Origin of the sequence: Shewanella holmiensis (assembly GCF_025370255.1) — a bacterium.
Lineage (GTDB): Bacteria > Pseudomonadota > Gammaproteobacteria > Enterobacterales > Shewanellaceae > Shewanella > Shewanella holmiensis.
In genome coordinates this window covers 172,428-190,690 of record NZ_JAMTCD010000002.1, presented here as the reverse complement: position 1 = coordinate 190,690, position 18,263 = coordinate 172,428, and the positions used below count along the sequence as shown (strand labels likewise).

The 18,263-nt window shown below is 41.8% G+C and carries 12 protein-coding genes; 9 read left to right on the top strand and 3 right to left on the bottom strand.

Going from position 1 to position 18,263, the window contains the following annotated elements:
* Nucleotides 1-7: 7 nt before the first annotated feature.
* On the bottom strand, nt 8-1,534 hold the full coding sequence (locus tag NE535_RS02410) for a Re/Si-specific NAD(P)(+) transhydrogenase subunit alpha (protein ID WP_261297100.1): 1,527 nt from the start codon (nt 1,532-1,534) through the stop codon (nt 8-10).
* Nucleotides 1,535-1,993: 459 nt separating this feature from the next.
* On the opposite strand from NE535_RS02410, the gene NE535_RS02405 reads away from it, so the two are divergent.
* From NE535_RS02405 to NE535_RS02380, 6 genes are all read left to right on the top strand, one after another.
* Nucleotides 1,994-3,784 (top strand): assimilatory sulfite reductase (NADPH) flavoprotein subunit, encoded by a 1,791-nt coding sequence (locus tag NE535_RS02405; RefSeq protein WP_261297099.1) that lies wholly within the window; start codon nt 1,994-1,996, stop codon nt 3,782-3,784.
* Between the two features lie 120 nt (nt 3,785-3,904).
* Complete coding sequence (gene cysI / locus NE535_RS02400) at nt 3,905-5,596, top strand: assimilatory sulfite reductase (NADPH) hemoprotein subunit (protein WP_261297098.1); 1,692 nt, start codon at nt 3,905-3,907, stop codon at nt 5,594-5,596.
* 3 nt (nt 5,597-5,599) lie between these two features.
* Entirely contained in the window at nt 5,600-6,376 is a 777-nt protein-coding gene (locus NE535_RS02395) for a phosphoadenylyl-sulfate reductase (protein ID WP_261297097.1), read from the top strand.
* A gap of 1,100 nt (nt 6,377-7,476) precedes the next feature.
* A complete protein-coding gene (locus NE535_RS02390) occupies nt 7,477-8,622 on the top strand; it encodes an outer membrane protein assembly factor (RefSeq protein WP_261297096.1) in 1,146 nt (381 codons plus the stop codon).
* A 124-nt stretch (nt 8,623-8,746) separates the two neighbouring features.
* Nucleotides 8,747-9,448, top strand: coding sequence for a hypothetical protein (locus NE535_RS02385; protein ID WP_261297234.1), 702 nt, complete (start codon nt 8,747-8,749; stop codon nt 9,446-9,448).
* A gap of 752 nt (nt 9,449-10,200) precedes the next feature.
* Complete coding sequence (locus NE535_RS02380) at nt 10,201-10,341, top strand: hypothetical protein (protein WP_261297095.1); 141 nt, start codon at nt 10,201-10,203, stop codon at nt 10,339-10,341.
* A 218-nt stretch (nt 10,342-10,559) separates the two neighbouring features.
* Here NE535_RS02380 and NE535_RS02375 read toward each other — a convergent pair whose 3' ends face one another.
* Nucleotides 10,560-12,725, bottom strand: a complete 2,166-nt coding sequence (locus tag NE535_RS02375; protein ID WP_261297094.1) for a sensor domain-containing protein — start codon at nt 12,723-12,725, stop codon at nt 10,560-10,562.
* Nucleotides 12,726-13,500: 775 nt separating this feature from the next.
* Between NE535_RS02375 and NE535_RS02370 the strand changes: the two genes are divergently transcribed.
* The gene (locus NE535_RS02370; RefSeq protein ID WP_261297093.1) at nt 13,501-15,237 is read left to right on the top strand and encodes a hypothetical protein; all 1,737 of its coding nucleotides are present in this window, start codon (nt 13,501-13,503) and stop codon (nt 15,235-15,237) included.
* Nucleotides 15,238-15,316: 79 nt separating this feature from the next.
* On the opposite strand, the gene NE535_RS02365 is transcribed toward NE535_RS02370, so the two are convergent.
* On the bottom strand, nt 15,317-16,207 hold the full coding sequence (locus NE535_RS02365; protein ID WP_261297092.1) for a phospholipase A: 891 nt from the start codon (nt 16,205-16,207) through the stop codon (nt 15,317-15,319).
* A gap of 213 nt (nt 16,208-16,420) precedes the next feature.
* Between NE535_RS02365 and cobA the strand changes: the two genes are divergently transcribed.
* Nucleotides 16,421-17,248, top strand: a complete 828-nt coding sequence (gene cobA, locus NE535_RS02360; protein ID WP_261297091.1) for a uroporphyrinogen-III C-methyltransferase — start codon at nt 16,421-16,423, stop codon at nt 17,246-17,248.
* A gap of 62 nt (nt 17,249-17,310) precedes the next feature.
* A complete protein-coding gene (cysD, locus tag NE535_RS02355; RefSeq protein ID WP_261297090.1) occupies nt 17,311-18,219 on the top strand; it encodes a sulfate adenylyltransferase subunit CysD in 909 nt (302 codons plus the stop codon).
* Nucleotides 18,220-18,263 lie beyond the last annotated feature (44 nt).

The following is an 18,263-nucleotide window of genomic DNA, read 5'->3' as shown; positions in this document are numbered from 1 at the left end:
ATTCCCCTTAATCTTTACGGAACATTTTCAGCATGCGCTGAGTGACGGTAAAACCACCAAAAATGTTAATACTTGCAATTAACACAGCAACAAATGACAGCGCGGTAACTAAAGCTGATCCCTGGCCTATTTGCAGTAATGCCCCCACCACAATAATGCCTGAAATTGCATTGGTTACGGACATTAGCGGTGTGTGTAATGAGTGAGACACGTTCCAGACCACGTAGTAACCCACCACACATGACAATATAAATACCGTAAAGTGAGATAAGAACTCTGTAGGGGCAACGGATGCGATGGCTGCAAAAGCGGCAATGCCCGCAGCACCTAAAACGTACTTAAGCTTAGAAGGGGCTTTGGGCTCAGCCGCTTTGGTCACAGGCGCCGCAGCCGGTTTGGCTGGTGCAGCTGACACCGAAATGGCTGGTGGTGGGAAAGTAATTTCACCCTCGTGGGTAACCGTCATGTTACGCATAACCACATCTTCAAAGTTAAGTACGGCGTTACCGTCTTTCTCTTTGCACATTAACTTCATCAAGTTAACAAGGTTAGTGCCGTATAGTTGTGATGATTGTGCAGGAAGGCGACCTGGAAGGTCAGTGTAACCTAGTACTTTTACGCCGTTATCTGTGATAAATTTTTCACCCGTTACGGTATATTCACAGTTACCGCCAGTGGCCGCAGCCAAATCGACGATCACTGAGCCTGACTTCATACTATCAACCATGTCTTTAGTAATAAGCTTAGGCGCAGGGCGACCAGGAATAAGCGCTGTGGTAATAATGATATCCACATCTTTGGCTTGCTCGGCAAATAATGCCATTTCAGCCGCAATAAACTCTTCTGACATGACTTTTGCGTAGCCGTCAGAAGAACCGCCTTCGGTATTTTCAAACTCGAGTTTTAAAAACTCACCACCCATTGATTCGATTTGCTCAGCCACTTCAAGACGAGTATCAAATGCCCGCACGATTGCGCCTAATGAGCCTGCGGCACCAATCGCGGCAAGACCGGCAACACCAGCGCCAATTACCAGTACTTTGGCTGGCGGGACTTTACCTGCGGCGGTAATTTGGCCAGTAAAGAAGCGTCCAAATTCATGTGCGGCTTCTACGACTGCACGGTAACCACCAATATTGGCCATAGACGATAGGGCATCTAATGACTGGGCTCGTGAAATACGTGGCACCATGTCCATCGCCATCACGGTGATTTTTTTCTGAGCTAACTTCTCAACCAATTCAGGATTTTGAGCAGGCCAAATAAAGCTGACAATCGTGGTGCCAGGCTTCATTTTCTCAATTTCATCATCTGTAGGTGCGTTAACTTTAAAAATAAAGTCAGCTTGAAACGCATCTTCTACAATTTCGGCCCCAGCGTGTTCAAATGCGGCATTATCAAAACTTGATAATTTACCAACATCCGCCTCTATGGCCACACTAAAGCCGAGCTTTTTTAGTTGTACCACGGTTGCTGGCGTCGCTGCTGCGCGCGTTTCACCTGCGATACTTTCTCTCGGTATTCCAATCTGCATGACTGATCCCTGATGGTTAATGATTAAAATGCAATAAGGCTCCCCAGCCGAATTGCATCATAGTTTCACATGATGATTTGCTAACGGTCGTAATCAACAAATCATCGAATTAGGCTGGCATTGATGTGACTAGGTGAACATCAATACGTCTCTGTTAACAATTCCTTCTGGGAATGGTTTTTATTGTCTTTTTCAGAGAACAATTAACCTGATAGATAATCAATAGTTAATCCAATTGTCTAGCTTGCTGCAGACACTTCAATCGCACAAGTGCTACAAGGTTAATAAACGCTGTTTTAATTAAGGGAAATTAAAAAGTTTTAACTAACCCACACTTTTGTAGCCTAAAAAAACACCTTTGCATATTCCTAAATGGAATAAAAAATTATCTTTTATTCTTTTTTGCTTTTAGTCGACAGGAGTAAGCTTGGCTACATTACACTGTTATAAGGCCGTCTTATGTTGTTAAAAGAACTATCTGCATTAGCTTCACCATTGTCACAAGGACAAGTTGATAAGCTAAAACAACTCACCTCTGAGTTATCCGCTGTACAACTTGCTTGGGTGAGTGGCTACTTAGCTGCAAGCGCTAACCAAGGTCAGGTAGTCGCATCTGATGGCGCTGCGCAAACCAGTGCAAGCCAAACAGTTACCATTCTATATGGCAGCCAAACTGGTAACGGTCGCGGCGTTGCAACTGAATTGGCCGCTAAAGCGCAGGCACAAGGTTATACGGTGAACTTAACATCAATGGGCGAGTACAATGTGCGCCAGTTGAAGCAAGAAACCTTATTATTAGCCGTGGTCAGTACCCATGGTGAAGGTGAAGCACCTGATGACGCTATGGAATTGCATAAGTTTTTAGCATCAAAACGTGCGCCAAAATTAGATAACTTACATTATTCGGTATTAGCATTAGGTGACTCAAGTTACGAGTTTTACTGCCAAACCGGTAAAGACTTTGATGCGCGTTTTGCGGCATTAGGGGCTAAGCAATTATTACCGTTAGCTGAATGTGATGTTGATTACGAGCAAGCTGCTGCAGATTGGCAAGACAGTGTTGTTGAAGCGGTTAAACCGCATATTCAAACAGCGGGTGCAAGTGTGGTGTCTTTAGCGCCAGCACAGGCTTCAAGCAGTGAGTTTACCAAGCAAAAGCCTTACACCGCTGAAGTATTAGTTAGCCAAAAACTTACCGGTCGGGATTCTGACCGTGATGTTCGCCACGTTGAAATTGATTTAGGCGAGTCAGGCATTACTTACCAAGTCGGCGATGCATTAGGTATTTGGTTTAGTAACAACCAAAACTTAGTGAATGAAATTATTTCAGGTTTGGCTTTAAATCCAGCAACTGAAGTGACCGTTGGTAAAGAGGTGTTAAGTCTGGAAGCTGCATTAACTGACAAGAAAGAGTTGACCCAGTTATATCCAGGTCTTGTTAAAGCTTGGGCAGAGTTTAGCGCTAACGCAGATTTGTTGGCATTAAGTGAAGATAAAGAGCAAACGCGTCAGTTTATTCTTAAGCACCAACTGGCTGATTTAGTCAAAATCTATCCTGCTAAAGTGACTGCTGAACAATTAGTTGAAGTATTACGTCCGTTAACACCGCGTTTATATTCAATTGCTTCTAGCCAGGCTGAAGTCGAAACTGAAGTGCACTTAACGGTCGCCTTGGTTGAAGATGAGCGTGAAGGACAAGCAAGATTTGGCGGCGCATCACACTTCTTAGCATCCGCTGAAGAAGGTCAGGAAGTGAAGGTATATGTTGAGCCGAATAATCATTTCCGCTTACCAGAAAATCCACAAACGCCAGTGATTATGGTTGGTCCTGGTACAGGTGTCGCACCTTTTCGCGCCTTTATGCAGCAACGTGTTGCAGATGGCGTAGAGGGCAATAGCTGGTTATTCTTCGGTAACCCTCACTTTGAACAAGACTTCTTGTATCAGGTTGAATGGCAACAGTATCTGAAAAATGGTGACTTAAGCCGATTAGATGTCGCGTTTTCTCGTGACCAAGCGGAGAAAGTCTATGTGCAACATCGCATCACCCAACAAGCAAGTCTTGTATGGCAATGGTTACAAGATGGGGCTCACGTTTATATCTGCGGTGATGCCGAACGTATGGCAAAAGATGTTCACCAGGCATTGTTGAATGTTGCCGTTACCGAGGGTGGATTAACACCTGAAGCTGCAGAGACTTATTTTGAAGAATTACGCAGCAGCAAACGTTACCAAAAAGACGTGTATTAAGCGTCAAGGTTAACCTAAACAACGTATATTAGGCTTAGCTGCCGAGTGAAAATTGCGACTTGATGAGTCATTACACAGCAATATTGCAGCTAAGTGATTATCGAATAAGAGGCGGTCACCATGAGTGAGCAAAAGTTAGCAGTAAACGAATATTTAAAAATCGACAGTGATTATCTGCGCGGTACCATTCAAGAGGGTTTAGATACTCAAGTAACGGGATCGTTTAGTGATGGCGATCAGCAGTTAATTAAATTCCACGGATTTTACCAGCAAGATGACCGTGATTTACGTAATGAACGTAAAGAGCAAAAATTAGAGCCTTTATATAGTTTTATGCTTCGAGCGCGTGTGCCAGGTGGTATTTGTTCACCAGCACAGTGGTTAGATGTGGATAAAATTTCGTCCACTTTAACCACCTCAAACAGCATTCGTTTAACTACGCGTCAAACGTTTCAGTATCACGGTATTCCAAAGCGTAATCTGAAAACGTTGATTCAAGGATTAGACAGAGCTGCGCTGGATTCTATCGCCGCCTGTGGTGACGTTAACCGTAACGTGATGTGTAACCCAAACCCTGTTGAATCTAAGTTACATCAACAAGCTTACGCAGTAGCCAAAGAGTTATCTGATCACTTGCTGCCGCACACGCGTGCTTATGCAGAAATTTGGTTAGATGAAGAAAAGTTATTAGATACCGAAACCCATGAGCCTGTGTATGGCAAAACCTATTTGCCACGTAAGTTCAAAATGGCAGTATCAGTGCCACCTGATAATGATGTTGACGTTTACACTAACGATTTAGGCTTTATTGCTATTGCCGAACAAGGTGAACTAATTGGTTTTAACTTAGTTGCTGGCGGCGGCATGGGTTCTACCCATGGCGAAGTGGAAACCTTCCCACGTTTAGCCGATGACTTTGGTTTTATTAAAACGGCCGATGTGATCAAATTTGCTGAAGCTGTAATGACGGTGCAACGTGATTGGGGCAATCGAGTTAATCGTAAACGTTCACGTTTAAAATACACTATTGTTGATCATGGTTATGATGCGTTTAAGGCCGAAGTTGAAAAGCGTGCAGGGGTAAAATTTGAGACTAAGCGCGACGTTGTTATTGGTGATCGCGGCGATCGTTATGGCTGGGTTGAAGGTATCGATAACAAGTGGCACTTAACCTTGTTTATCGAAAGTGGCCGTATTAAAGATATGCCAGGTAAAACATTGCAAACGGGTTTACGTGAAATCGCTAAGATCCACAAAGGCGATTTCCGCATGACCTCTAATCAAAATATGATTATTGCTAGTGTAGCCGCTGAAGATAAAGCTGAAATTGAAGGTTTAGCCCGTAAGCATGGCTTGCTTGGTGAAGTGTTATCGGCAACTCGCGGTCACTCCATTGCCTGTGTGGCATTGCCAACATGTGCTCTGGCGATGGCAGAAGCAGAGCGTTATTTCCCAGCGTTTATTGATCATATTGATGCATTACAACAAAAACATGGTATTAGCGAACAAGCCATTGTGGTGCGTATGACGGGTTGTCCAAACGGTTGTGCGCGTCCATTTGCGGCAGAAATCGGTTTAGTGGGTAAAGCACCTGGTCGTTATAACCTGTATTTAGGCGCTAGCTTTGAAGGCACACGTTTGAACAAAATGCACAAAGAAAACATCCAAGAAGCAGAGATTCTATCTGAGTTGGATGGCTTGTTTGGTCGCTACGCTGAAGAGCGTGATGCCGGCGAGACCTTTGGTAACTTTACGGTACGTATTGGTGTTGTAAAGGCGGTATTAGATGCCGCTAAAGACTTTCATGGGTGATTTATGATGAATACTGTAGCCAATGCTACAGCCCAAACCTTGATTAGCCCTGAGCAATTAGTTCAATTGCTCAGCGCGCCAAAAGAGGTGCAAAAGGTAGAACTGGATAACATAAACCAGTTTCTTTCAGGGCTGACAGCACAACAGCGCGTGGCGTGGGGGCTGGCCTTCTTGCCTGGCGAACATGCTTTATCGTCTAGCTTTGGTATTCAAGCCGCAGTGATGTTGCATATGGTTAGCCAGGTGCAAGCCGATATCCCGGTTATCTTGACCGATACTGGCTACTTGTTTGCTGAAACCTATCAATTTATCGATGAGTTAACCGAGCGATTAAAACTGAATTTACAGGTTTATCGTGCCGCCCAAACGCCAGCATGGCAAGAGGCGCGCTTTGGTAAATTGTGGGAGCAAGGTTTGGACGAGCTTGAGCAATATAACCGTCTGAATAAAGTTGAACCTATGCAGCGGGCATTAGCTGAATTGAATGTGGGCACCTGGTTTGCAGGCTTACGTCGCACTCAAGCCAGCACCCGTGAAGCCTTGCCGATATTGGCTATTCACGGTAACCGTTTTAAGTTGTTGCCGATTATTGAATGGAGCAATAAAGATGTGCATGTGTATTTAACTGAGCACAACTTGCCATATCACCCATTATGGGAGCAGGGCTATGTGTCGGTGGGCGATACTCATTCAAGTAAGCCTTTAGAATTAGGTATGAGTGAAGAAGACACTCGCTTTAATGGCATGAAACGAGAATGTGGTCTTCATTACGAAATTTAATCGCCAAGTGATAAAAATTAATTTATCAGTAACTATTTGAAATTCAAATAACTCCATAAAATGGGTTAATTTTTGTTTAAAAAAAACAGGCAATACTCAGGTGAGTCGGCTACATTTAATCACTTCCGTAGATGGTTTTTGTCGACACTTTTTAGGATTGTTTTTGCAGTCCAAGTACCTTCAAAAGCTTCGCTCGCATCCTCGAGCACATTGATTGACTTGTTAGCGTATAAGCAATCAAATTTAAGCCCCAACAAGCATTGCTTGTTGGGGCTTTATATTGTTAGCCAAAGCTGTACTTTTTGTGCACCTATCACACCAAAGTGACCTTGTTTCTCGTCCCAAAGTGAGCTTGTCAGAAATACTTTTTACGGGTTTTTATGGCATTTCCTCACCGACTGCACAAGTATTTCCCTACAGCTCACCGCCCATGGGAGCAAACACCCATGGTTCATTTTTACAGTATTTGGCTCGCCAGCAGACTTCACAATTCAAACCAATATTTAGCATCCAAGACTTAATTAAGATCACCTGTCTTATATTTGGGCAAATTGGCTTAGAAGTTATCTTCTTGTAAATGTTGACGTTACCCTACTAAATTACTCAGCGGCTATGACTTTGGTTAGGGTAACTCGTTCAATATTTGATGGGAACTCATAGCCTGTCGTAGAGATGTTAAGGATCGTGATAACATAGGCAGTGATCTACCCGACATCACGTTTACATTTCCCATATTCCTATGGGCATATGTGAAACATCGCCCTGTTTTGAACAGTCTTTGGCTTATTAGTACCTTAATTTTTTGTTCATGCGCTTTCGGTTTCTTGATGACGACGGGTAAGAATTAATCAAAAAAGCTATAAGCTGAACGGTTTACTTATTTTTTATAACGTTTACCCTGACTCCACTAAATTTAGATCACACAGTATTTAAATGGTTTTTTAAGTTTTAATCTAATTTTGAGTGATATGTATTTTAATATGGTCGTACAGATATATTCAGTTAAGATGTGCTCGAAAAAACCATTATCGCTAAACCTCGTTTGGTTTTTTTGTGCTAACTAACTGCCACCTTTGGCATTCATTTTGATTAGAGTTTTTATGAAACGAATTTTATTGCTTACCTTGTTTATGTCTTATTCTGCCTGTGCTGTAGAGCCTTTATTTGAAACCCCAGAAGACATGGAGCCCACATGGATTGATAACATTTTGTCAGTTTTTGGCGCAGACGGTAAGTTTGACGACAGCAAAGCCATCGATATGAGTTATTTACCTACCGCTTATTACACCCCCGAGAAAAAGTTTGGTGTGGGCTTATTAATGGTGGGGTTATATAAAACCGACAATGCTGCAGCGGATGAGCAACCCTCATCATTGGTACTTAATTCATTTGTGTCGATGAACGGCTCATATGGTGTTGAAGTGGAAAACATGACGTTTTTCAATCAAGGCAAACAGCGTTTATTGCTTGATGTTGAGTTACATAATGAAGCGGCAGTTTATTATGGAAAAGGCATTGAACAGGGCAATATGGATGCAAACCTGCATGAGTTTGATGAGCAGCTTTATAGCTTTAAGCCTCGTTGGATGAACGAAATTGCCAGCAATTACTTTATTGGTATTGGTGCTGATTTTATCTATGCCAGTGCTAATGAGCTTGAGTACATGGCAACACCAACGCCTATTGACTCAAGTGAGCTCCTGCCAAGTAACTTTAGTTCAGGGGTGGTGATCACCAGTATTTATGACTCTAGAGATTATCGCTTAAATGCGACTAAGGGCTGGTTGTTTCAGGTTGATGCAGGGCTTTATCAAAACGATCAATTTTCGTCATTTTCAACTTATAACATTGAGCTGGCAAACTATATCGATTTAAGCTCAGCCCCGGGGTTAATTGCATGGCAAGTGCAAGCTCACTTCACGGATGGCGATATGCCATGGAATTTATTGCCGACGCTTGGTGGCTCAAACGCCATGCGGGGTTATATCAAAGGCCGTTACCGTGATGAACAAATGATGATGGGGCAAGTGGAATACCGTTTACCGATATTTCATCGTTATGGCATGGTGTTTTGGGGCGCTGCGGGTAGCGTAGCACCTAAAATAAATCAGTTAACCGATGAGCTATTAACCTCTTACGGCACAGGTTTTCGCTTTAGAGTGAAAGACAATATTAATTTACGCTTTGATATCGGTGTCGGTGAAAACGAAACAAACTTCTATTTAAATGTGAATGAAGTTTTTTAACCCCAATCATGAGCCGACTATTTTGACATCGATTATTGCTGCAAGCTCTTCAACTCCAGCATCTTGGCTGTATCAAGCCTGGGTATTTCAACCTGTCTGGTTAAAGCCTGTACCAAGGCTAGTTATTGGCTTGTTGGTAGGCGTATGCAGTTGGAATGCACAAGCAAATGATGAGCAACTTCAATGTAGTCGCCATGCCAGTTACTCTATTTATCTGAGTGGCATTCATACCGGTGAAATGACCCGTACTGAACAGTGGCAAGGCAATACAGGGGTGATTAACGCCACAAGCCAAGCCAGTATTTTAGGCATTGGAACTGAATATCAGCAGCGTTCGCAGTTAGTATGGTCAGACGCGACTAATGAATGGTTAACCCAGTCTTTTCATCAGCAAGTGAGCGGCTTTCGTAGCCGTGATTTGCAGGTGACGTTTAGCCCAGATGGGCGGCAATCAGAGGTGAATCTTGATGGCAAAGTTAGCACTTACGCTTCAGAACAGATCCCCCTTAGAGATGTCGATACCTTAACGGTTCAGCTTCGAGAATCCTTGCTAAAAGGCCGCAAGCAATTTGCGTTAATCAGACAAGCCTCTGATGCCATTGAACCCTATCAATACTATGTGCAAGAAGTGCAAACCCGCACCATAGCTCCGTGGGGCGAGTTGCAGCTAATTCCTATCGAACAAACTGGTGCAGAAAAGATGACTTATTACTTTGCCCCAAGTTTAGATTACCAACTTGTGCAAGCGCGTTATCACGGCATTTTGCTGCAGGGGTTGATTGAGCTGGACAGCTATTCCTCCACTTGTCACCCAGCCCCTTATTAGCGGCGTAAGCTTTCTTCAACAAAACTACTTGGTCACGTTTTATTCGGAAAGATATAAGATTTCAAGTGGTTAAATGAGTATCTAGATGTCGAGGCGGTCTTTGATGGTTTAAGGATGAATCAGAAACGGCTTAATATTGCATTGTCTTTTTCATTCCAACATCGCAGCACTAAAAATGGCTTGTTCAGTCTGTTTTTAGCATTAATATTATCATTGCTTTGTTATTACGATGAGATGAAACTCATTTTTGACCGAAAGTTAGGTGTCCTTCAAATGAAGCTTTGGCATTTTTTATTTAGCTGAGTAGCGTTGAGCAGTATTGGTCATGTTGGGTTTAGTGTCTAGCTGCGCAGGAATGGGTTATTTCTGTTTTAACCTTTACCTTTTGGGTAATCAATTACCTGCAGCATGGATGTTCAGGATGAACGGAATGTCGTGGTCACATGGTCAGTGATGTTCCCGGCAGCCACACTGACATTTCCCATATCCCTATGGGTCAGATGTGAAAGAGCGACCTTATGTGCAGATACTGCTTCGGGACGCTGTAAGCCATCCATGGCCGCTTAACGAAGACGTCCTGTTTTAGATACCCTCAGGCGTATCTACACCTGGTCATTTTATCGCTTCGATTCGACCTTGTTTGGTGTGAGTTGCGAGTAAAAAGCTAACGTGCTTTTGTCCCAAAGGTTTGTTTGGAATATGGCCTACGGCCACTATGAACATGAAACTTCGCACATAGGAAAGAATGCATCGTGAAGTTTATCTTTATAGTTTCAGTATGGTATTTACTCACCGACACGCAGCAAGTACGTCCTTGTAGCTCAGCCGACCCATCCATGGGTCGGATGGTCGGCTCGCAAACCACCATAATGAACCTTTCGGGTATTTACTGAGTCGGCAAGTTTTAAAGAGTGAGTGACATAAGATTATTTCAAAAATGCTAACTTGTTTTTGCCCAAAAACAATTTACAAAATAAATTATTGACGTGCAGCTTTGAGCTGAAGCTGATTCTACATACATATGCTTCGTTACTACTCTCAACTAAAGCATATTGATAATTTAAGTGCTTATGAACATATGATTTAGTTAACGAAATTAATTTTAACTCAGTTATAAATACTTCCATACAGTGTCATGCTTGAAGTTTTCAGCCCAAGTTAAGAGCTCTTTAGCTGGCATAGGTTTCGCAATGCCATAGCCTTGTGCTAATTCACAACCTAATTCCTTTAATATTTTCCCAAGTTGCACTGTTTCCACCCCTTCTGCAACCACAGGCATGTTTACCGCGTGAGCCAGTTGAATAGCTCCCTTAACAATATTTTTATCAAGCTCATTAGTTTCTATATTATAAATAAAGGATTGATCTATTTTTAATACGCTAAGCGGTAAGCTGTGAAAGTGACTTAACGACGCATATCCTGTTCCAAAATCATCCAAAGAAAAGCTAACACCTAAGGACTTGCATTGGTTCATAATGTTAGCCACTGCATTAACATCACCGAGCTCATGATTTTCGACAATCTCTATTTCTAGATAACGAGCGATTCCATTTGGAAAGGAATGTAATAGCTGGCTCAAATAGTCAACAAAACTTTGTTGACTAATATATCTTGGAGAAATATTTACACTGACCTTTATTTCTAATCCTTGCTCTTGCCATTCTGCTTGTTGTTCTAACGCTTTTTTTAGCACCCAATCATCTAATGCGATTTCTAAAGGGGAATCTTTGATATGTGGTAAAAAAGCGCTTGGTGCTAACAATCCTTTTTCTGGATGTTGCCATCGAATTAATGCCTCCACAGAAGCTAAGCAACCTGAACGCAAATAAATTTTAGGCTGATAGTAAAGGCGTAGCTGATTTTGTTCGATAGCAAGCTTAAAGTCTGCAACCTTCTTATGTCGCTGTGCTTCTAGCGTGTTTTCAACGGTGTCAAATATGGAATAAGTATTCTTTCCTTGCTTTTTAGCTGCATACATAGCCTGATCTGCATGACGCAACAAAATGTCTGTATCATTATTATCAATGGGGTAGTAGGTAACCCCTATACTTGTAGATATATGTAACCGGTTGCCTTGTATATCAAATGGCTTACTAAAGTCTTCAATCGTGCGTTGGGCTATTTTTTCACCTTCCAAGACAGACTCAAGCCCTGGTAGTATGATGATAAACTCATCTCCTCCAATTCTAGCAAAGGTATCCGTGTCGCGTAATGTCTCCATAATTCGGTTTGACACAGAAACAAGAACCTCATCACCAACAGAGTGACCAAACTGATCATTAACTTCTTTAAAACCGTCTAAATCTAAAAATAATATAGCAACTAGCTTATTGGTTCGATTTGCCATCAATAACGATTGCTTTAATCGATCTGTTAATAATTGTCTATTAGGTAAGTTGGTTAACTCATCAAAATAAGCCATATGTTTAATCTTTTCTTCATGCCTTTTTCTTTCTGAGATATCCCTGATAAATACAAAAAAGCTGCCACCTTCTATACCCGAGTAGCTAACCATAATTTCGACTGGAAATATCTGACCATTTTTATGGCGATGATTCGATTCAAATATTGCCCCTCCTTCAACACAGATTTTTGCTATCATTTTCAGAACAGTTGGTTTTGATTGCTCAGCATCTAACTGCCAAATGCACATCTCCATTAACTCAGCTTCTGAATAGCCAGACATTTGGCAGTAGGCGTCATTTACCTCCAATATTTCCCCATCAATGCCTGTTTCCCAAAAGCCATCTTTAGACGTTGATAATACCGCCTTGTATCGTTGGCTATTGGCCGCTATTTCTTGTTCCTTTTCTAACCGCTCGACTTCAGAGGAAATACGCCCAGCAAAGAGCTCAAACAAAGCGCTAATATTTTCGGAATGGCTTATTTTATGTTTGAACAAGGTTACAATAAGACCAAAAACCTGCCCTGACGAATTTACTAGCGGCGAACCAATGTAACCTTCTATTCCCATATCAATCAGCAGTTGATCCTTCGGGTAAAGGTGACAAACATCCTTTGAAAAAACACAGGTATTATTTTGGCTTACATCTTCACATGGTGTGTGTCGAAGGGCGTATTCAAAATTTTTTCCAAAGCTATCTCCCGCAGCAAGAGATATTGTTTTAGAAACTCGACGATTTAAGTCTAACTTCGCCACAAAGGTGTAATCTGCTTCAATAAGCTTGTGCAATTGCATTGTTATGCTAGAAATAAACTCTTCGCCGTAAGCACTTTTTAAAGATTTGATTATTTTTTTAACATCAAATTCTTTCATTATTTTTAGTCCCTTATATCTCTCAGGCTAAAGCGCATAGTGTTGTAGAGCTTCCCATATCTTACTCAGTTGCCCTTCATCGCATAGTAATAAAGCCCATCACCTTGAAAAGATATCGCAAGTCAATTATTTACAGGTACAGTATTGTCTAAAACCTTCTGATTTCATAGTGTGGCATAGTTAAGTTGGCTAACAAACTAAAGGTGTATCAGACTCTTTTCTAAACTATAGCCTACACGATTTGAAACCCTGACGCGTTTTTGTCCAGAAAATGGTTAGGTGACTAAGTCGCTTCTGTCCAAAAACGATTTAGCTTTTTATTGTCCGATTGATACCCGAAAGGTTAAATCGAAGAGATCAAATAACCAAGTGTAGATGCGGCTGAGGGTATCGAAAACAGGGATGTTTTCGTTAAGCGGTCAGGGATGACGCATAGCGTCCCGAAGCAGTATCTGCACATTAGCGAGCCGCAGGCTTTTAACTACAATGAAGATTCGACTTTAAACACAAATCCCAATTCCAACTCAGCCAAATGTTATAAGCTCAAAATGCCAACGCCTTCATTCGAAGGCCTACACACTGTTGTCCAAAACCCAGTTCCCCTTTAAAGCTTCATTAATACCGACTGAAGCTAATGCGTTACTGGCTAATTAATGTTAAATTATTGAAATATTTACCTATGTATTAGAATGTTTTAGATAGGTACTTTTGAGTAGCAGAAAATCATCAAGACTCTCATGGAAGAGTTAATTAGTGAATAAATCGGAGTTTATAAATGAATAAAATGGCAGTTGCAGTGGCTGTATTAGCCGTTGGTGCAGGTGGATATTATTTTAGCCAGCAATCTAACACAGTCGCGTCGAATCCTATTTTGGATTATGTCCCTGCAGATACCTTAGCGTTTTCTGGACAGTTAAGCCCTTTTCCAATTAAAGATTATCTTTATAGCATTGCAGGTAATGCTCAGGGGTATTCGGTTGAGCAATTGAACGAGTTAAGTGATTTTACTGAGCCGCATGAGAAGTTTTTTCTTAGCCTTTATAAACAGTATTTGAGCTTAATGACTGACCCCGACACTCTTGTGGCGCATTATGGTCTGCCAGATGAAATGCAAAGTTATGCTTATACGCTTGGTGCATTACCTGTTATGAAGCTGCAACTTGCTGATGCTAACGCTTTTTGGGCTGAGTTAGACCGGGCAGAGCAAGAAAGTGGTTTAGTTCATACTACCGCGACCATAGCAGGACTCGAATACCGTGCTTATCGAGTGACTGGTGCGGACTCAGAAGAAACCGTTGATATCATTTTTGCTGAAGATAAAGGCTGGTTAACCGTAACGTTAAACACATCGCTTAACCAGGTTGAATTGCTAGAAACGGCATTAGGTGCTAAAAAAGTCGTTAACCCAATTTCTGCGACGACGATATTACAAGACATCGCTAAGCAGCATGATTTTACTCAAGACAGCATTAGCTTTGTTAACCATGTTGAGTTAATCAAAGGCATCACCACTGCCGATGGCATCACCACTGCCGATGGCAACATGTTGGCCAAACAAATTACCCAATTAGCCTCATTGCAAAATGATAATCCATTTGCAGAATTACAAAGTGAACAATGCAAAACTGAGTTAATGGCAATTGCCAATAACTGGCCAAGAACCGTCATGGGGTTTAATGCCTATTCCATTTCTCGCCAAGAAAGCACATTTGATGCTCGTGTGGTTATTGAGTCTAAAAACGCGGTTATTCTTGATGCTTTGACTAAAATGCGTGGTTTTATCCCTGATTTTGGTGCTGATGCTGCAAATCATATTTTGTCAGTGGGGCTGGGGATGGATGTAGCGCAGTTAGCCCCTTCATTAAACGCTGTTTGGAAAGACTTAACCACGCCAACATTCAAGTGTCAGGCGTTAGCTGAAAGTCAGTATGCAATGGCTGAATTTAATCCCGCTATGATCGGCATGATGACCGGAATGGCAAATGGTGTTAAAGGGGTAAACTTCACCGTAATGGATTATCAACTAAAGGATGAAAATGGTTCGCCAGCATTTGAAAAGCTTGATGCATTAGTGAGTTTATCAGCTGAAAACCCTGCCATGCTGATAGATATGGTTAAACCTTTTTACCCACCTTTAGCACAAATTAATTTGGCGGTTGATGGTGATGCCGTTGATGTGACTTCATTATTAATGTTGCCTCCTGAGTTTGGTGTGCAAGTTAACATGGCGATTAAGGGACAGCATTTGGTACTGTATACCGGTGACAATGCGCAAGCATTAGCAGATAAAATGACTAAGCAAGCACTGGATGCAAATGGTCTTGTTAATTTAACCGCTGACTATGAGAAAATGTTCACGCCTTTAGTCACCATGATTGAGCAAAGTGGTGAGCAGGTGCCAGAAGAATTATCAATGATGAAAGACTACAACATGCGCATACAGATGACGGTTGATATTAATAGTCAAGGTATTGAAATCGGTTCTAAAATGAGCTCGAAAGCTCCTAAGTAACTTCAACTTTGGCTAAGTAAACGTGTAAAAAAACCTAGAACAGTGTTCTAGGTTTTTTTTGTTCGATAAGGTGGTTAGGTTAGAGTAAGTCGTTTAACGCTAATCCAATACCGATACGCTGGTTATGGTGATTGTAATCAATCAAGCTTTCACCATAGCCATTAAAGTATTGCGCATAGATTCGTAAATTGCCCACAATAGGGTAGCTATAGGTAAATTCGAATGCACCTTTATTATCAGATGATAAGTTATTACGCAGTAGCATCATAAACCTGTGGTTATCTAATCCATAAACGCCGGTCAGTTCAAAATTGCCCATATAGTCATTAATATCTGGGTTGTCATCACCGCGCGAGTCTGTCGGGAATTCTTTTTCATCTTCAGGTATACGCCACCAGGCTTTTAAGCCTAATGCGAAAGGTCCTCGGTCAAATATCATGCTGCCATATATGCGGTTCCAGCTGCGCGATAACGGATCGGCTTGGCCATTAGATTGGTGAACGACACCGACACCCAAAAAGGAATTGGTTAACCCTGCAACTTCCCAGTCATTGTTAAATAACATGAACACTTCGGGTTCGTGGTTGGTTTCTCGAAAAGGAGATGAAACATCCTTATTATAAACTTGCCAATAGGATTGGTTGGTATACGCAAAAAACAAATGGCCATTGTCTCCAAACACATTATACCAAACAGGGAATTTAAAACTGATTTGGAATTTAGCTTCCATTTCATCAACTTCTACATCCTCATTTGGATATTTTTCTTCAAAAGGGGCATTGTTTGGGCGAGTTTGATAGGTGACCGGTAAAATGTAGTTCGCTTTATGGGGCGTAAGCACAAACGGTTGCTCAGATGTTGCTAACTCATCTTTTACCCTTTCTTTCAATAAAGAGTCTTCTGCTTGTAGTTGAAAGCTGCCACTTAGTGTAAAAAGTATGCACAAGCTTAACGATATAGCATGTTTCATGTTAGTAACCCATTAAAAAACGTTGATATTGTGTGTGCCAATTGTAGGGGCAAAGTGTTATTTAAATCATGTTGTTTTTAATATTTATTTTATATTGTTGCTATAAAATCCTTTCATATACCCAAAAGGAATAAAAACTAACTATTTACTATTATATTTGGAATAAGTAAAACGCTATATTTGATGCTAATCAAAGAATACGAGGTAAGTGTGATGGAATTAGTATCAATGCCAGGCCAACAAGCAAAGGGCAAAGTGTGGCTAGTCGGCGCCGGTCCTGGTGATGTTGAACTATTAACTGTTAAAGCTTATCGCATTCTTAAGCAAGCTGATGTTGTGCTTTATGACGCGTTAGTGAGTCAGGATATACAAGATTTGATTCCCCATGGCGCTGAAAAAATTGCCGTAGGTAAACGAGCGGGTAAACACAGTGCTAGCCAGGATGAAATTAATCAGTTACTGGTCACTAAAGCCTATACCCGTAAAAATGTTGTACGTTTAAAAGGCGGTGACCCATTTATTTTTGGCCGGGGTGGTGAAGAGTTACAAACCTTAGTTGAGGCTGGTGTGACATTTGAAGTGGTACCCGGTATCACAGCGGCAAGTGGTACGTCGGCTTATGCGGGTATTCCATTAACGCACCGTGATCATGCCCAAGGTGTGACTTTTATTACCGGCCATTGTCAGCTAGCCAGTCGTCCAATGGATTGGCAGGGGTATGCCAATCCCAACAATACATTAGTGGTTTACATGGGTATTTTAAATGCCGATGTGATCAGCAAAGGATTGATCAATGCAGGCCGTGGTGCAGACACTCCGGTAGCCATAGTGTCGAAAGCAACAACGCAAGATCAACAACGCTTTATTGGTACATTAGGTGAACTCGGGCAACTTGCTGCCGATCCAGCTTTAGAGATGCCGGCGTTAATGATTATTGGTGAAGTGGTCACGCTTGCAGATACGCTGAATTGGTTTCAGCCACAATCAACCCAAGACAACGCAAAAGTTAACCAAGGTGCTGTTTCAGTTAACGCACTGTAATATGAATTAAATTAATGGATCGCAACAGCGATTCACCCTTAATTAGCAAACGGAGATCCATCATGGCAGGTCGTTCATTAAGCCATTTACAACAACTGGAAGCGGAAAGCATTCAAATCATTCGTGAAGTTGCCGCTGAGTTTGATAACCCTGTGATGCTTTACTCAATCGGTAAAGACTCTTCGGTAATGCTACATTTAGCGCGCAAGGCTTTTTACCCAGGCAAAATTCCTTTCCCACTATTGCATGTCGATACGGGGTGGAAATTTAAAGAAATGATTACGTTTCGTGATGCACAGGCAAAAGCGTTTGGCTTTGAGCTATTAACCCATACCAACCAAGAAGGCGTAGAGCAGGGCGTGGGGCCGTTTACTCATGGTAGTGCTAAACACACTGACATCATGAAAACTCAGGCCTTGAAGCAAGCACTTAATCAATATGGTTTTGATGCCGCTTTTGGTGGCGCACGTCGTGATGAAGAAAAATCTCGTGCTAAAGAGCGTGTTTATTCATTCCGTGATAAGCACCACCGCTGGGATCCTAAGAACCAACGTCCAGAATTATGGCGTACTTATAACGGTGCGGTAAACAAAGGCGAAAGTATTCGTGTGTTTCCATTATCAAACTGGACTGAGTTAGATATTTGGCAATACATCTACCAAGAAAACATTGAAATTGTGCCACTGTATTTTGCAGCAGATCGTCCAGTAGTCAATAAAGGTGGCCAGTTAATCATGAAAGATGATGACCGTTTGCCACTAGAAGCAGGTGAAGAAATTACCACTGAGCGGGTACGTTTTAGAACCTTAGGTTGTTACCCGCTAACCGCTGCAATGCATTCAGACGCCGATAGCCTTGAAAAAATTATCGAGGAAATGCTGTTAACTCGCTCAAGCGAACGCCAAGGTCGACTCATCGACTCGGATCAAAGTGCGTCAATGGAACAGAAAAAACGTCAAGGTTACTTCTAATTTTGGTACCTAAACCACGTTAGTAACCAGATTGATAAACTCAA

Bases quoted from the DNA above. Each gene is read 5' to 3' on its own strand.
- NE535_RS02375 (WP_261297094.1), bottom strand. From the start codon at position 12,725: ATGAAAGAATTTGATGTTAAAAAAATAATCAAATCTTTAAAAAGTGCT.
- cysD (WP_261297090.1), top strand. From the start codon at position 17,311: ATGGCAGGTCGTTCATTAAGCCATTTACAACAACTGGAAGCGGAAAGC.
- NE535_RS02370 (WP_261297093.1), top strand. From the start codon at position 13,501: ATGAATAAAATGGCAGTTGCAGTGGCTGTATTAGCCGTTGGTGCAGGT.
- NE535_RS02365 (WP_261297092.1), bottom strand. From the start codon at position 16,207: ATGAAACATGCTATATCGTTAAGCTTGTGCATACTTTTTACACTAAGT.
- NE535_RS02405 (WP_261297099.1), top strand. From the start codon at position 1,994: ATGTTGTTAAAAGAACTATCTGCATTAGCTTCACCATTGTCACAAGGA.
- NE535_RS02390 (WP_261297096.1), top strand. From the start codon at position 7,477: ATGAAACGAATTTTATTGCTTACCTTGTTTATGTCTTATTCTGCCTGT.
- cysI (WP_261297098.1), top strand. From the start codon at position 3,905: ATGAGTGAGCAAAAGTTAGCAGTAAACGAATATTTAAAAATCGACAGT.
- NE535_RS02395 (WP_261297097.1), top strand. From the start codon at position 5,600: ATGATGAATACTGTAGCCAATGCTACAGCCCAAACCTTGATTAGCCCT.
- NE535_RS02410 (WP_261297100.1), bottom strand. From the start codon at position 1,534: ATGCAGATTGGAATACCGAGAGAAAGTATCGCAGGTGAAACGCGCGCA.
- cobA (WP_261297091.1), top strand. From the start codon at position 16,421: ATGGAATTAGTATCAATGCCAGGCCAACAAGCAAAGGGCAAAGTGTGG.